This window comes from Pseudomonas sp. EB271-G4-1, from assembly GCF_058791355.1.
Genome location: NZ_JBYTEO010000007.1, coordinates 34,606 through 48,785, shown reverse-complemented (window position 1 = coordinate 48,785; position 14,180 = coordinate 34,606). Strand labels below are relative to the sequence as shown.

General features: G+C 58.0%; 13 protein-coding genes and 1 pseudogene. 7 read left to right on the top strand and 7 right to left on the bottom strand.

Translation table 11 applies throughout. The features are described 5' to 3' along the window. Nucleotides 1-29 precede the first annotated feature (29 nt). Nucleotides 30-338: an NMCC_0638 family (lipo)protein gene (locus tag AC3WWR_RS05505; protein WP_492598549.1), complete on the bottom strand. Its 309-nt coding sequence runs from the start codon at nucleotides 336-338 to the stop codon at nucleotides 30-32. Between the two features lie 132 nt (nucleotides 339-470). Then, nucleotides 471-623: pseudogene (locus AC3WWR_RS05500) on the bottom strand (N-acetyltransferase); the annotation flags it as partial. A gap of 192 nt (nucleotides 624-815) precedes the next feature. On the opposite strand from AC3WWR_RS05500, the gene AC3WWR_RS05495 reads away from it, so the two are divergent. Then, the gene (locus AC3WWR_RS05495) at nucleotides 816-2,273 is read left to right on the top strand and encodes a TrkH family potassium uptake protein (RefSeq protein WP_492598548.1); all 1,458 of its coding nucleotides are present in this window, start codon (nucleotides 816-818) and stop codon (nucleotides 2,271-2,273) included. Between the two features lie 580 nt (nucleotides 2,274-2,853). Here AC3WWR_RS05495 and AC3WWR_RS05490 read toward each other — a convergent pair. Further along, a complete protein-coding gene (locus AC3WWR_RS05490) occupies nucleotides 2,854-3,714 on the bottom strand; it encodes a low temperature requirement protein A (protein WP_231989906.1) in 861 nt (286 codons plus the stop codon). A 75-nt stretch (nucleotides 3,715-3,789) separates the two neighbouring features. Then, nucleotides 3,790-4,596 (bottom strand): lytic transglycosylase domain-containing protein, encoded by an 807-nt coding sequence (locus AC3WWR_RS05485; protein ID WP_151141450.1) that lies wholly within the window; start codon nucleotides 4,594-4,596, stop codon nucleotides 3,790-3,792. Between the two features lie 386 nt (nucleotides 4,597-4,982). Between AC3WWR_RS05485 and AC3WWR_RS05480 the strand changes: the two genes are divergently transcribed. The 6 genes from AC3WWR_RS05480 (at nucleotide 4,983) to AC3WWR_RS05455 (ending at nucleotide 10,914) form a co-directional block, all read left to right on the top strand. After that, nucleotides 4,983-5,894, top strand: a complete 912-nt coding sequence (locus AC3WWR_RS05480) for a TauD/TfdA dioxygenase family protein (protein WP_492598547.1) — start codon at nucleotides 4,983-4,985, stop codon at nucleotides 5,892-5,894. 33 nt (nucleotides 5,895-5,927) lie between these two features. Further along, nucleotides 5,928-7,040: an ABC transporter substrate-binding protein gene (locus AC3WWR_RS05475; RefSeq protein WP_492598546.1), complete on the top strand. Its 1,113-nt coding sequence runs from the start codon at nucleotides 5,928-5,930 to the stop codon at nucleotides 7,038-7,040. A gap of 4 nt (nucleotides 7,041-7,044) precedes the next feature. Next, entirely contained in the window at nucleotides 7,045-7,950 is a 906-nt protein-coding gene (locus tag AC3WWR_RS05470) for an ABC transporter permease (RefSeq protein WP_454866527.1), read from the top strand. Further along, nucleotides 7,947-8,732, top strand: a complete 786-nt coding sequence (locus AC3WWR_RS05465) for an ABC transporter permease (RefSeq protein WP_020799240.1) — start codon at nucleotides 7,947-7,949, stop codon at nucleotides 8,730-8,732. The genes AC3WWR_RS05470 and AC3WWR_RS05465 overlap by 4 nt, the downstream gene beginning before the upstream one ends. Before the next feature lie 25 nt (nucleotides 8,733-8,757). Next, complete coding sequence (locus AC3WWR_RS05460; protein ID WP_492598545.1) at nucleotides 8,758-9,519, top strand: ABC transporter ATP-binding protein; 762 nt, start codon at nucleotides 8,758-8,760, stop codon at nucleotides 9,517-9,519. Nucleotides 9,520-9,582: 63 nt separating this feature from the next. Next, nucleotides 9,583-10,914: an LLM class flavin-dependent oxidoreductase gene (locus tag AC3WWR_RS05455; protein WP_151141458.1), complete on the top strand. Its 1,332-nt coding sequence runs from the start codon at nucleotides 9,583-9,585 to the stop codon at nucleotides 10,912-10,914. Nucleotides 10,915-11,249: 335 nt separating this feature from the next. Here AC3WWR_RS05455 and AC3WWR_RS05450 read toward each other — a convergent pair whose 3' ends face one another. The 3 genes from AC3WWR_RS05450 to AC3WWR_RS05440 form a co-directional block, all read right to left on the bottom strand. Next, nucleotides 11,250-11,684, bottom strand: a complete 435-nt coding sequence (locus AC3WWR_RS05450) for a VOC family protein (RefSeq protein ID WP_492598544.1) — start codon at nucleotides 11,682-11,684, stop codon at nucleotides 11,250-11,252. A 43-nt stretch (nucleotides 11,685-11,727) separates the two neighbouring features. Continuing rightward, on the bottom strand, nucleotides 11,728-12,126 hold the full coding sequence (locus AC3WWR_RS05445; RefSeq protein WP_080725400.1) for a hypothetical protein: 399 nt from the start codon (nucleotides 12,124-12,126) through the stop codon (nucleotides 11,728-11,730). Nucleotides 12,127-12,303: 177 nt separating this feature from the next. Further along, the gene (locus AC3WWR_RS05440) at nucleotides 12,304-14,076 is read right to left on the bottom strand and encodes an acyl-CoA dehydrogenase C-terminal domain-containing protein (protein ID WP_489327961.1); all 1,773 of its coding nucleotides are present in this window, start codon (nucleotides 14,074-14,076) and stop codon (nucleotides 12,304-12,306) included. Nucleotides 14,077-14,180 lie beyond the last annotated feature (104 nt).

The window sequence follows — 14,180 nt, the reverse complement described above, 5'->3', positions numbered from 1 at the left end:
GTGCAATCTTTTGACCGCAGTGGTTGCTTCTATTGGCTGATGATTGTTGCTGAACCCAGCACTTGAAATTGTGCGGATTCAGATGTGGCAGTAGTGATGGTAAACAACATTTTTCGTGTCGTGCTTGGAGCTGACCATTCGTAGGAAAGAGTTTGAGTTTGCCCATTTGAGGGTGAGTGTGTTTGCTCGTTTTTTACCAGCGTTGAGGTAAACGGAGAGGGTGGATTTGCGACCAGTCCAGTGAACAGCATTTTGGCGAACGAGTTGGCCTGCTCATCACCTTCGCTGGCAAGGCAGCCTCCATAAACATGCAGAGACCAGAAAGGTTCGAGACTCAAATCATAGAGTTCGCTCCTGGCCGATTGCTGCCTGCCACGAAGGGCCGAAGGGCGGTCATCGAATACGAGCGCCCCATAATTGATAGCTACCCGGTATCAAGTGCAGCAATCGGCTCAAGGTTCAATGTGCCGTCAGCACAACAGCTTGTGGTAGAACATTCGGGTATGTCCCGGCGGATAATCCGTCAGGCGCCCAAATTCGCAGTAGCCCAGCTTTTGATAAAATCCCGGTGCCTGAAAACTGAATGTCTCCAGCCAGATACCTATGCAGTGCTTTTTCTGCGCGCGGCAAACATATCAGCGATCGTGTCGGCCTATACAGTCATTTCCGAGGGGCATTGAATTGCCCAGCGTTGGCGCAAATGGCTGATGCCGATCAGCTAGACTCAGCTCCGCCGGGGAATTTTACGTAAACTTTACGGCTAGCCCTGTTGACTCAATTGATACTGTGCGGCGCTCATCAGCCAGGCGTTTTTTATGTCCATTGCAGTACTGCGTCTTATCGGATTTATCCTGGGTATTTTTTTGATCACGCTGGCCGTGAGCATGGTGATTCCCATGTTTACACTGGTGGTTTATGACCGCAGTGATGATCTGTCGGCGTTTCTCTGGTCGAGCCTGATCACGTTCGTCTGTGGGCTGGCGCTGATTATTCGCGGGCGTCCAGAGGTTGCCCAACTTCGTCCACGAGACATGTACCTGTTGACCACGGCCAGTTGGGTTGTCGTCTGCACCACCTTTGCGGCTTTGCCGATGGTGCTCATCCATCACATCAGCTATACCGATGCATTTTTTGAAACGATGTCCGGCATCACCACCACCGGCTCGACGATTTTGACGGGGCTGGATACCGCCTCACCAGGATTGCTGATTTGGCGCTCGATGCTGCACTGGCTCGGCGGAATTGGTTTTATCGGCATGGCCGTGGCGATTTTGCCTTTGTTGCGAGTCGGCGGCATGCGTTTGTTCCAGACAGAATCTTCAGACTGGTCAGAGAAAGTCACACCACGCTCTCACGTCGCGGCGAAATATATCCTGTTGCTCTACCTCGGGCTGACCGGGGTGTCCGCTCTGGCGCTATGGGTCGCGGGAATGACACCTTTCGAAGCGATCAATCATGCAATGTCATTTATTTCAACGGGCGGCTTTTCAACCTCGGATGCCTCCCTGGCGCACTGGCCTCAACCGGCTATTCATTGGGTATCCGTGGTCGTCATGATAGTGGGCAGCCTGCCTTTCACCTTGTATGTCGCCACACTGCGGGGCAACAAAAGTGCATTATTAAAAGACCATCAGGTGCGAGGGTTCATTGGATTTCTAGTGATTACCTGGCTGCTATTTGGTACGTGGTTGTGCATTAACAGCGACTACAGCTGGTGGGAAGCGTTTCGTATCGTGGCCGTCAATGTAACCTCGGTGGTCACGACCACGGGGTTAGCCCTCGGGGACTACACCTTATGGGGCAGCTTTTCTGTTCTGCTGTTTTTCTATTTGACCTTCGTCGGCGGATGCTCGGGGTCTACGGCGGGAGGGCTTAAAATATTCCGCTTTCAGGTCGCCTCCTCCTTGCTGATGGGCAGCCTGAAACAACTGATTCATCCTCGTGCGGTGATTCGAAAAAAATACAACGGCCATCCCATTGACGAAGACATCGCACGTTCGCTGCTGACCTTTTCATTCTTTTTCACCATCACCATCGGTGGCATTGCCCTGGGGTTGGCGCTGATCGGTCTTGACTGGACGACAGCCTTAAGCGGTGCTGCCACCGCAGTTTGCAACGTGGGTCCCGGCCTGGGGACGATCATTGGTCCAGCAGGCAACTTCTCGACCTTGCCGGATGCGGCAAAATGGCTGCTGACGGTCGGCATGCTCTTGGGAAGGCTGGAGATTCTGACGGTGCTGGTGCTGCTCACACCAGTCTTTTGGAGGTACTAATCGAGTCGATAGCGACGGCCTGGCAGCCCGGGTTCAGAATCAAATCAGAGCCATCAACTTGGCGTTACTGGCTCATCAACTACTTGGCAACAGCATCATGGGCCGGCAAGGAAGTCGCATCGTTAGCCACGTTGGCGGCGGCGGGATGGCTGGCGAACCGCGCTATCACGACCTCGGCCTTCGGATCAACATACAGTGCCTGGCCATAGACTCCTCAGGCCATGAAGGCACGATGCTCATTATGGGTTTGCCACCACCTGTCGTGATAGCTCCAGCCAGCCAAAGACCTGTCGTTCGCTCAGATTGCCGAAGGTACCGGCCTACCTATGGCCTGATAAACATTCCACGATATCTGAAATTCAGGAAAACATAACAGATCATGGTGGCTGTCAGGCCGACCAATATGTACTGGACGCGGGGCAGGAATATAACCAGCCCACCCAAAGACAACACGATCAAGGTGTTTTGTATTATGTATTTCCTTATTTTGGGCACGGCTACGAAATAGCCATATTGCTTGCCTAGGAAAAACAAGGCCATGCCGATGATTGACATAATCTGGAAATCGCGTATCGCAATGTCATTCAGGATCGCATGCCTGATCAAATTGGCGAGGAGTGAGCCCCATAAACAGAAAAAGGTGCGAGTAGATCAGGGAGTGCCCACTCATACTGCTTTCTTTGTTGCTCAGCAGGTAAAATCTTTCAAAATAGATCCACCAGATACTGCAAACCATGATAAATCCGGTGATTGCCGTCATTACGGTATAACGATCCCATTCAATGTTGGATAACCCTGCAGAAAGGCTAATGACTGACTCGCCCAATAAGATGAGGGTGAGCAAGCCCAGTCGTTCAACCAAGTGTTCTGTATGTGCTGGCAATGGCTTTAGGTTGCTCCCGACAATTACAGGCAAGAGAATGTCAAGAAAAATTCCAAGGTAAGCAACAAGGTAACGCATGGGTGGGTCAAAAAGAATGGATGAAAGACTAATAACTGCGCTGACTAACAGGGCGAAGCCAAGCCTGGCGGAGAATTTGCCACGGTCATCGTGTTTTCTTCTGGACGATATGTACAAAATGCTGATGATCACACGTATACCAAAATAACAGGCCATAACAAGCGGATAGTTTACTTCTGGTATTTTCTCAATCAGTGCAGAGAGCACAATGAGCAGCAACATCATAAACAATGTTGCCAGGCGGTGAGGGTTACTGTCTGTATCAAACCTGTTGGCGTAAATCGTGTGACTAGACCAGATCCACCAAAATGGAACAAAAAGCAGTAAAAACGTCCATACTTGCTCAGGCTCAAAGTGCCCGTGATGAACATGACCGAGAATGTGCGTAACCTTGCCAATTGCCACAACAAAAATCAGGTCAAAAAACAACTCTAACCATGTGGCGTGTCGATTTTTGTCATAGTACTTCAAGGACTTCATTCGCTGCTGGCTCCGTGTGCACCTCTTTAATGTAGAAGGAAACTAACGGATAAGCGAACGGGTGGCCGGGAATAGCTAGCGATTGTTACGATAGCGTTCGGTCAAGGACTGCACGAGGGTGACGTAGGATTGCGTCTCGGCGTAGGGAGGCACCCCGTTGTGCTCGACCACGGACGCTTCGCCAGCGTTGTAACCGGCCAACGCCAGCATCTGGTTGCCGTTGAAACGCTTGAGCAGCCAGGCCAGGTAGCGCACGCCGCCACGAATGTTCTGCCGGGCGTCGAATGGATCGTCCACGGCGAAGCGCTCGGCGGTGGCGGGCATCAATTGCATCAGCCCCTGGGCGCCCGCTTCGGAAATGGCGTTGGGGCGAAACGCCGATTCGGCATGTATCACCGCGCGGACCAGCGCTCTGTCGACCCCATATTGACCCGAAGCGGCTTCGATTTCCCGCCGATAGGAACGGGTGTCCAGGCGCAGTGAGGCGACCTTGAAATCCTTCGGCGCCCTGCACAGATAGCAACCCTTGATGTAATAGACTTCAAGGACATCGACCCGCGCGGAAATGCCTACCGGGCGCCGGCTCACATATTGACGAACACCCTTGTGGATGAAAGTGAACACCCGCATCCGCATCGCGCCGGAGTCGTCGTCTTGCACAAGCCGTGGCAAGGCCTTGGGCTTGGCGCCGACACCGGCGCCAGCCATGCCATCGACGCGAGTGCAGCGGGCGCTGGCGATGGCTTGACTGGTGTAGCTGATGACTCCGTCCCCGGCTTGGCACTTGAACATGGCGCTGGCGCACAGTGGCGTGACCAGCAAGGCCAGCTCGATGCCGCCAATAAGGCTCTTGCGAGCCCATCGCCATGCCCTGGAATACATCACATCGCTCCGCGCCGCCGGCGCCGATCAGGGGCGCCTGACCCGAACGTTGCCTTTGGAGGGCCTGGGGTGACCCGCCTGCTGTCCTGACAGTTATACCCCTTGTAGCCGACGTTGGGACTTACGTTGACGTACGGGCTGGAACCAGCACCGGCAAGCCCATCAACGTAAGCCCCAAACACACCATCAACTTGGCACGTATGTTTTATGTTGCTACTAAAAAGTTATTAGCTAATAACAAGGGGCTTATAGCTTTTATCGGGATTTAATAACGGGAAAGGTCTATCGGACTTAATCTATCTTTAGAATAATTTGTGATTAGTCATCGCTGCTTTTATGACTTTATGATCTGTTCCACAACAACTCGTGAGACAGGAGGTAGCTCGATGACTATTCAAATCAAACCGGTCGCCGGTCGAATTGGGGCACAACTGGAAGGGGTGAAGTTGGGGGGCGGCATCAGCGCCGAGGCATTCGAATTCATTAATCAGACACTGTTGAAATATAAAGTGCTGTTCTTTCGCGACCAACATCTGGATGACGCCGAGCACGAGGCTTTTTCCCGCCGCTTCGGCGATCAGGTCCCGCACCCGACCGTGCGTTCCGCTGAACAAGGCGCTGCGATCCTGCATTTGCACGCCAAGGAAACCCGCGCCAATTCCTGGCACACCGATGTGACCTTCGTGGCCAACTACCCGAAGATTTCCATCTTGCGTGGTGTCGTAATTCCGCCCTTTGGCGGTGATACGGTATGGGCCAATACTGCAGCAGCCTATGCTGATTTACCCGACCCGTTAAAACAATTGGCCGATAATCTTCGCGCATTGCACACCAACGTGTATGACTACGCGGCGCCGCGTAATACCGACGAGTCGGGACTCAAGCGTTATCGTGAACAGTTCACTGCTGAAGTCTACGAAACCGAACATCCATTAGTGCGAGTCCATCCGGAGTCGGGTGAAAGAAGTTTGTTGTTGGGGCACTTTGTTAAACAAATTCAAGGTGTCAGTAGCAACGATTCCAAACAACTGATTCGCCTGTTTCACGACCGTATCACCCATGTCGACAACACCGTTCGCTGGCGCTGGCAGGAGGGCGATGTGGTGATCTGGGACAACCGCGCCACCCAGCACATCGCGATCAACGATTACGGCGACGCCCCGCGCATCGTGCGCCGCACCACCATCGACGGTGATGTGCCGGTCGGGGTGGATGGTCGCTTGAGCCAGGCGCTCAAGCCGAGCCCCGAGGCGCGTTCGCCGAAAACCGAAGCCGACAAAAAACACCTCGCCGCCTGACGAGCGACTCTCATTGGTACAAGGAAGGCTGACATGAAGCTCAATGGCATTCGCCTGTTTAAAAAAGGCAGCATCGCTGCAGCGCTGGCTGCGGTTCTTGCGGTTTCCGGGGCCGAGGCCGATGTCTTGCGCATCGGTGTCGCCACGGCCGGTGGCGGTGACCCGGTGACCTTCAGCGGCTCGCCTCTGGGCATCGTGCGCAATCAACAATTGCTGGAAAAAGCCTTCGCCGGAACCGGGACCGAAGTGCAGTGGTTCTTCTTCAAGGGGGCAGGACCTGCGGTCAACGAAGCCTTCTCCAACCAGCAACTGGACTTCGCCTACCAGGGCGATCTGCCTGCAGTCGTCGGGCGCTCCAACGGACTGGACACCAAGTTGCTGGCGGCGTTGGGTGTGCGCGCCAACCTCTACCTGGCAGTGCCCAAGGGCTCCCCCCTCAAAACCATCGAGGACCTCAAAGGCAAAAAGGTCGCGATCTTCCGTGGCACCAACGGTCATCTGGTGATGATCAATCTGCTGGCGGAGCACGGGCTGACCGAGCGCGATATCAAGGCCATCAACCTCGATACCGGCAGCTCTCAGGCCGCATTGATTTCCAATGGCGTAGATGCCGCATTCGGTGGGCGTGAGTTGTTCAAGCTGCGTGACAAGGGTCTGATCGACATCGTTTACGACAATCCTCAGCAGGACGTGCGCTACACCCGGCAGACGGCGCTGGTGGTTCGCGGTGAATATGAAAAAGAGCATCCGGACAAGGTGCAAAAGGTCGTCGACACGCTGGTGGACGCGGCGAAGTGGACATCGGACGAGAGCCATCGCGATGACGTCTTCGCTGAATGGGCCAAGAGCAATGACCCCGCCGATTCACTGCGTGCCGACTTCACCGGGGTTCCTCTCAGGGACCGGGCCTCGCCTCTGATCGACAACTTTCTGATCAGCCGCTATCAGGCCGTGGCGGATCAGGCCAAGGAAGAAAAACTCATCCGTCGCCCGGTCAGTATCGATGGCTGGTTCGAAAGCAGTTATCTGCAGAAATCCCTCAAGGCCAAGGGACTGGAAAACTACTGGACGCCCTACGGCCCGGATGGCAAGCAACCGGCGGGTAACGCGGTAGCGGCCACGACGACCAGCAAGCAAGGGAGCTAGGAAAATGGCCAGGGCACAGACCGCAAGACTTGAGAAGTATGGGGCGCCGGCATTGCCGAGCGACAACGTCAAACGTCTTCCACCGTCGCCCGCTCGCCCGGTCCGCAAGGTCGAGGTACCGCGCACTTCAGCCTGGTCCGTGAACCTGGGTGACAAGGCCTTGCCCTGGCTGTTGCCGTTGCTGTTGCTGGGTTTGTGGTACCTGGGGGTGGAACGCGGCTGGCTTTCGGAGCAGGTGCTGCCACCGCCAGCCTACGTTTACCAGGCGCTGTCGGACCTGGTTGTCAGCGGGGATCTGTGGCTCAACGCATTGGCCAGCCTGCAGCGGGTTGTCGTCGGGTTCAGTCTCGGCGCCTTGCTCGGTGTGGCGCTGGGCCTGGCCATGGGACTGTCCCGGACGCTGGAGGATTATCTGCTGCCGACCTTCAACGCACTGGTGCAAATACCAGTATTGGGCTGGCTGCCGTTCGCCTTGCTGCTGTTCGGCATCGGCGAGACGCTCAAGTATGTGCTGATAGCCAAGGCCGCCCTGGTACCAATCACCCTGTGTACCTTGCAGGCGTTCCGCCAGGCGCCCAAAGGATTGTTGGAAGTCGGCCGGACCTACGGCTTCAGCCGTCGGCAAAGCGTCACCTCCATCGTCCTGCCGGCGGCAATCCCGACACTGTTTACCGGGTTCCGCCTGGGCTTCACCAAAGCCTGGCTGTCGCTGGTGGTGGTCGAATTGGTGGCGTCGAGTGAAGGGCTGGGCTACCTGATCGTCTATGGGCGCCAGCTGTTTCAACTGGACCTGGTGATGGCGGCCGTCGTGATAGTGGGTGCGCTCGGCCTGCTGATCGACCGCAGTTTCGATTACGCGCAGAAACGCCTCGATCGCGGACGGCCAACGGTTGGAGGGCGTCAGTCATGAGTGCGGCTTTGTCATCAGGTAGCAGTAGCCACCGGTATCGCGGTTGGGTCTTGCCAATCTCAGTGATTGCCCTGTGGTGGTTGGCTTCGAACCAGGGCTGGAGTGAATCGGGGCTGTTCGTTTCGCCGGAAAAAGTCGCGGCGACAGCCTGGGATCAAATCACCTCGGACAAATTCTGGCGGGCGATTTCGGCGAGCCTTGCGCGCAACCTCAGTGGCTTTTTCATCGGCACCGCGCTGGGCTTGGTACTGGGTTGCCTGCTGGGTCTTTCGCGGCATTTCGAGCGCTTGGTGGGGCCAAGCTTCAACACCTTCAAGCAAATCTCCCTGTTCGCCTGGATCCCGCTGATCTCGGTGTGGTTCGGCCTGGGCGATGTGGCCAAGGTGGTGTTCCTGTCACTGGCCGCACTGGTACCGGTGGTGGTCAACACTTGCGATGGGCTGCGCAACGTCCCACCCAACTTGTTGGAAGTGGCGCGGGTGTACGGCTTCACCCGTTGGCAAACCATTATCGGGGTGATGCTGCCTGCTGCCTTGCCGTCGATTTTCACCGGGCTCTACCTGGCGCTGGTCTACAGCTGGCTGGCAACCATCGGCGCCGAATACCTGCTGGTATCGGGGGAGGGGATCGGCAACACGCTGATCGATGGCAGCGAGCATTTCATGATGGACCTAGTGCTGTTTGGAATGGTGGTTATCGGCCTGGTGGGATGGGGCCTCAACGCCCTGGCCCGGACACTTGAGCGGCGGATGCAGCGCCTGTATGGCATCACGACTAACTGATTGCCACATTGAAAAGGATCGCAACATGAGCAACGGCCTGACCCTGGAACACATCAGCAAGCGGTTCATCTCCAAACCTGGCAGTTCGACGCAATTGCAGGTACTCGACAACATCCACCTCGACATCGCCCCTGGCGAGTTCATCAGCATCGTCGGCGCCAGCGGTTGCGGCAAATCCACGCTGCTGCGGCTGATCCTCGGCCTGGACGAGGAATTCGACGGGCGCATCCTGCTCGATGGCACACCCATCAAGGGCACGGGCCTGGAGCGCGGCATCGTGTTTCAGGACCACCGATTGTTCCCCTGGCTCAACGTCGAGCAGAACGTCGCCGTGGGCCTCAAGAATTCACCGCTGAGCGCCGGGCAGAAGCGCGACACCGTGCGCGAGCACATTGAACTGGTCGGCCTGCAAGACTTCATCGAGTCCTACCCGCATCAGATTTCCGGCGGCATGGCCCAACGCGTGGCCATCGCCCGCGGCTTGGTCAATCGTCCGAGCGTGCTGCTGCTGGATGAACCACTGGGCGCCCTCGACGCCTTGACCCGCGCGCGGCTGCAGGGCGAGCTGCAGAACATCTGGGCCAAGGAAAAAATCACCATGATCCTGGTCACCCACGATGTGGACGAGGCGGTATTCCTCGGCGACCGGGTGGTCGTGATGCAACCCAACCCAGGGCGCATCCGGCGCATCGTCGACGTCGATCTGCCGCGTCCACGCAATCGCAGTGACAGCTGTTTCATCGCCCTGCGCGATGACGTGCTGAGCGACTTTGCAGAGCTGCATTGAGTCGCGTGCTGTCCTGTTTTTTCAGATTCATCTACTCAGGCTTTTCATAGTAGGAAAAAGGAAATGTCCGAACGTCAGCTCAGCCTCAACCTCTTCATCTACCCCAATGGTCATCACGAAGCCGCCTGGCGTCACCCGCAGTCGGTGCCGGAAGCGTCCATGGACATCGCTCACTACCAACAGCTTGCACTGAGAGCGGAACGGGAAAAGCTCGATGCGATCTTCTTTGCCGATTCGCCATCCCTGGCCGAAAGCGATCGCGAAGGTGTGCGCATACGTTTCGAACCAGTGACCTGGCTGGCGGCCATCGCGGCGGTGACCCAACGCATCGGCCTGATCGCCACGGCCAGCACCACCTACAGCGAGCCTTACAACCTGGCGCGTTCGTTCAGTGCGCTGGACCACCTGAGCAAGGGCCGCGCCGGCTGGAACATCGTCACCACGTCCCTGGCGGCCGCCGCCGCCAACTTCGGCCTGGACCAGCATCCGTCGGCCCATGACCGCTATGCCAAGGCCGAAGAGTTCGTGCAGGTGGTGGGTGACCTGTGGGACAGCTGGGAGGACGATGCGCTGGTGCTGGACAAGGCCACCGGGGTGTTCGCCAACGGTGCGAAAGTGCACTCGATCAACCACGTGGGGACGCACTACCAGGTCAAGGGCCCATTTAACTCACCACGCTCTCCGCAAGGACGGCCCGTGCAAGTGCAGGCCGGCTCGTCCGAGGACGGCCGTGATTTCGCATCAAGGCATGCCGAAGCGATCTTCACCGCGCACCAGACCCTGCAAAGCGCGACCGAATTCGCCAACGATATCCGCGCGCGGGCGAGGGCAGTGGGGCGCGACCCGCGCCAGCTGAAAGTTCTCCCGGGTATCAGCCCCTACATCGGCAGCACCGAAGCGGAAGCCCAGCGCAAGTTCGATGAACTCAACGACCTGGTACTGCCGCACGTTGCACTGGGCCAATTGCGCCGACTGCTGGGTGTCGACCTGTCCGGTCAGGATCTGGATGCGCCTTTCCCTCGTCATTTGGTCAACTTTGAAGGCAGTGAGAGCCAGGCGAGTCGCTTCAAGCTGGTCATCGATATAGTCGACCGCGAGCAACCGACCTTGCGCCAACTGATCAACCGCCTGGCCGGTGCTCGCGGGCATTGGGTGCCGGTGGGCACACCGGTGCAAATCGCCGACCTGATCGAACAGTGGTTCCGCAGCGGCGCCGCCGATGGTTTCAACGTGATGCCGCCGGCATTTCCCGAGGGCTTTGAAGTGTTTCTCGATGAAGTGTTGCCGATCCTGCGCAAGCGCAGGCTGTTTCGCGAGGACTATACGGGCACCACACTACGCGAGCATTACGGTCTGAGTCGCCCGGTTTCGCGGTTTGCGTTGAAGTCTGCCTGAGGGCGCGCAGCGATCGGGGGATTGTCTGGATGTACGCGTTGCCTCTGAGGGGGCAAAAGCCAAAACGAGGCGGCCTTAGAGCCGACCTGACTTTTACGGCTGTACCTGTGTGATCGTTCCCATGCTCTGCGTGGGAATGCCACCAGGGACGCTCCGCGTTCCGCTGACGACGCACGACGTGAGCCTTGCGCAACGGTGACGCGGAGCGTCACAGGCTGCATTCCCACGCAGAGCATGGGAACGATCACAAGTCAGGTCGGCTTTAAGGCCGCCTCGCTGATCGCGAGCGCCCCGTTAACCACGATTGCCAGTGGTCTAATAAAACCGCACACGCATTAGCCGAGTTGCTCCGCAAGCCCGACGATGATGCCCTCAGGCCCACGAACATAGGCGAGCCGGTACGATGTTTCGTACTGCATCTGGCCAATCAATTCGGCGTCATGGGCTTGCATCTGTGTCACGAGCGCATCGATGTCATCGACGGCAAACATGATGCGACGAAGACCCAGGGCGTTCATTGGTGTGTCCACGGGGCCAAACCGAACGGCCTCCGGGGTGTGGAACTTGTCCAGTTCAATGCCCTGTCCGTCGGCGGTGCGCAGCATCGCGAGGGTGGCTCGCACGTTGCCCAGCCCAATGAGGCTGCCGACAGCAGCCCCTTCAACGGTGGTTTGGCCTTCGAGCGTGAGACCCAACGCGATAAAGAATGCCTTCACCGCTTCGAGATCGTCGACAACGATCAGGACGTTGTCCATGCGCTTGATGGTCATGTCCTTCGCTCCCTGTTTTTAAACGAAGTCGCGTAGCCTGGCGCTAGCGACGATAGTAGCGGCGATCGTCGTCGTAGCGGTAGCGCGTGTCCCGGTCGCGGTGGCGCTCCCAATAGCGGTGGCGTTCGGCTTCCCGGCGGGCTTGCTCTCTGCGCCACTGGGCCCTGCGCCATTCGTCTCGACGCCATTCGTCCCGGCGATCGTGCCAACGACCGTCGTGCCAGTATCGATCGTCATGGGCAAGCAACGCTCCTGGCTGCTTGTCGGCCGTGCTGGCCAAGGTCGGCCAGGGGGTGTCGGCGGCCCGCACGGGCGCCTGGACGGCTGTGACTGGGGGGGCGGAAACAGGGGTTGAAGTCTTCATCTGTGTTGCTGATGCCGAGCCCATTGCCGCGAACGCGAACAGGCCGAGGAGCACCATCCGTGGGACATGGAATTTCATGAGCGAAGACAACCTCTGATTGGCAATTGGACGTGTGGCCATCTGGCTGCGCGAAGCCTGCGGGTTCGCGCCTACCGAGCGGATGAGCCTATCCAAATAGACCGACAATCAAGGAAAAGTTCTAGGCAGGCGTTGCAATTAGTGCAACGCCCGCCAGAGCGCCATGGCGTCGCTCAATCAGAATTGTTCAGCGCGCAGGCCATACAACGAGTCGCTACCTGCCCGAATGGATTGCTCAAGGCTCAAGGTGCGTGGAAGCAAGCGCTGGAAGTAAAAGTCGGCGGTGGCGATTTTCGCGTCGTAGAAATCTTCGTCTTCGCTGCGTTTTTGCCGCGCAACCTGAGCCATGCGCGACCAGAGCCAGGCGTAGGCGACGTAACCGAACAGGTGCAAATACTCCACCGACGCCGCGCCGACTTCGTTGCGGTTGCTTGCCGCTCTGTCGTGGAGCCAGTCGCTGATGTCCTCCAGCCGCTGCACGACATCCAGCAGTTGCGGGGCATAGGGGGCGTCAGGCTGTGCCGCGAAGCGGCGGATCTCGCCGGTGAACTGGCGCAGTGCGTGGCCTTTGTCGGCGAGCACTTTGCGCCCGAGCAAATCCAGTGCCTGGATGCCATTGGTGCCTTCGTAGATTTGCGCAATGCGCACATCACGGACCAATTGTTCCTGGCCCCATTCGCGAATGTAGCCGTGGCCGCCGAAAACCTGCTGGCCATTGATGCAGCTCTCCAGGCCGCTGTCGGTAAAAAATGCCTTGGCCACGGGCGTCAGCAGCGCCACCAGGACCTGCGCACTGTCGCGCTCGCCGGCATCAGCGGAAAACTTCGCCAGGTCCAGTTGTTGCCCGACATAGCTGGCGAACGCGCGGCCGCCTTCGGTCATGGCTTTCATGCCCAGCAGCATGCGCCGCACATCCGGGTGAACGATGATCGGGTCGGCCGGTTTGTCCGCCGCCACGGCGCCCGTGGGGGCCCGACTCTGAAGGCGTTCACGCGCGTAGGCGACGGCACTCTGGTAGGACGCCTCGGCGCAGCCGATGCCCTGAATGCCGATGGACAGGCGTTCGTAATTCATCATGGTGAACATCGCCGCCAGGCCTTTGTTCTCTTCACCGATCAACCAGCCACTGGCACCGTCGAAGTTCATCACGCAGGTGGCTGAGGCCTTGATGCCCATCTTGTGTTCGATCGAACCGCAACTCACGGCGTTGGCAGCGCCAAGCGAGCCGTCGGCATTGACCAGCACTTTAGGCACGACGAACAGCGAAATGCCTTTCGGACCCGCCGGTGCATTCGGCAGTTTGGCCAGTACCAGATGAACGATGTTTTCGGTCAGGTCCTGGTCGCCCCCGGTGATGAAGATCTTGCTGCCGGTGATCTTGTAGCTGCCGTCAGCCTCAGGTTCGGCGCGGGTGCGGATCAGCCCTAGGTCGGTGCCCGCATGGGCTTCGGTCAGGCACATGGAGCCGGCCCAGCGGCCTTCATACATCGGTGGCAGATAGAGATTTTTCAGGGTGTCGCTGGCGTGGGCATCCAATGCCAGGCAGGCGCCAGCGCTCAAGGCCGAATACAGCGCAAAACTTGAGTTGGCGCCATAGAGCATCTCCTCGAATTGCACGGCCAGCATTTTTGGCATGCCCATGCCACCGAACTCGGCGTTGCCGGACAGTCCTACCCAGCCGCCTTTGATGTAGGTTGCGTAAGCCTGTTTGAAACCGCTGGGGGTGCTGACTCGCCCCTCATGCCACTGTGCGCCTTCTTCGTCGCCGCTACGATTGAGGGGCGCAATCAGGTGCTCGGTGACTTTTGCCGCCTCCTCAAGAATGGCATCCGCGGTGTCCGCGTCGATGCTGTCGGCCAAGGCGGGCAGGCGCGCCCACAGGGCCGGGGCCTCGAACACTTCGTGCAGCACAAAGCGCAAGTCACGCAGGGGGGCTTTGAATTCTGGCATAACGTAAACCTCGTTGGGACGGTTGTGTCACGGGCACAGCCGAATGTGGCCTGCACGACCCCCAAGCAGCAGGTGCAGACCTGCTGCTTGATGCAAGCATGGTA

Bases quoted from the DNA above. Each gene is read 5' to 3' on its own strand.
- AC3WWR_RS05495 (WP_492598548.1), top strand. From the start codon at position 816: ATGTCCATTGCAGTACTGCGTCTTATCGGATTTATCCTGGGTATTTTT.
- AC3WWR_RS05490 (WP_231989906.1), bottom strand. From the start codon at position 3,714: ATGAAGTCCTTGAAGTACTATGACAAAAATCGACACGCCACATGGTTA.
- AC3WWR_RS05485 (WP_151141450.1), bottom strand. From the start codon at position 4,596: ATGTATTCCAGGGCATGGCGATGGGCTCGCAAGAGCCTTATTGGCGGC.
- AC3WWR_RS05480 (WP_492598547.1), top strand. From the start codon at position 4,983: ATGACTATTCAAATCAAACCGGTCGCCGGTCGAATTGGGGCACAACTG.
- AC3WWR_RS05475 (WP_492598546.1), top strand. From the start codon at position 5,928: ATGAAGCTCAATGGCATTCGCCTGTTTAAAAAAGGCAGCATCGCTGCA.
- AC3WWR_RS05470 (WP_454866527.1), top strand. From the start codon at position 7,045: ATGGCCAGGGCACAGACCGCAAGACTTGAGAAGTATGGGGCGCCGGCA.
- AC3WWR_RS05465 (WP_020799240.1), top strand. From the start codon at position 7,947: ATGAGTGCGGCTTTGTCATCAGGTAGCAGTAGCCACCGGTATCGCGGT.
- AC3WWR_RS05460 (WP_492598545.1), top strand. From the start codon at position 8,758: ATGAGCAACGGCCTGACCCTGGAACACATCAGCAAGCGGTTCATCTCC.
- AC3WWR_RS05455 (WP_151141458.1), top strand. From the start codon at position 9,583: ATGTCCGAACGTCAGCTCAGCCTCAACCTCTTCATCTACCCCAATGGT.
- AC3WWR_RS05450 (WP_492598544.1), bottom strand. From the start codon at position 11,684: ATGACCATCAAGCGCATGGACAACGTCCTGATCGTTGTCGACGATCTC.
- AC3WWR_RS05445 (WP_080725400.1), bottom strand. From the start codon at position 12,126: ATGAAATTCCATGTCCCACGGATGGTGCTCCTCGGCCTGTTCGCGTTC.
- AC3WWR_RS05440 (WP_489327961.1), bottom strand. From the start codon at position 14,076: ATGCCAGAATTCAAAGCCCCCCTGCGTGACTTGCGCTTTGTGCTGCAC.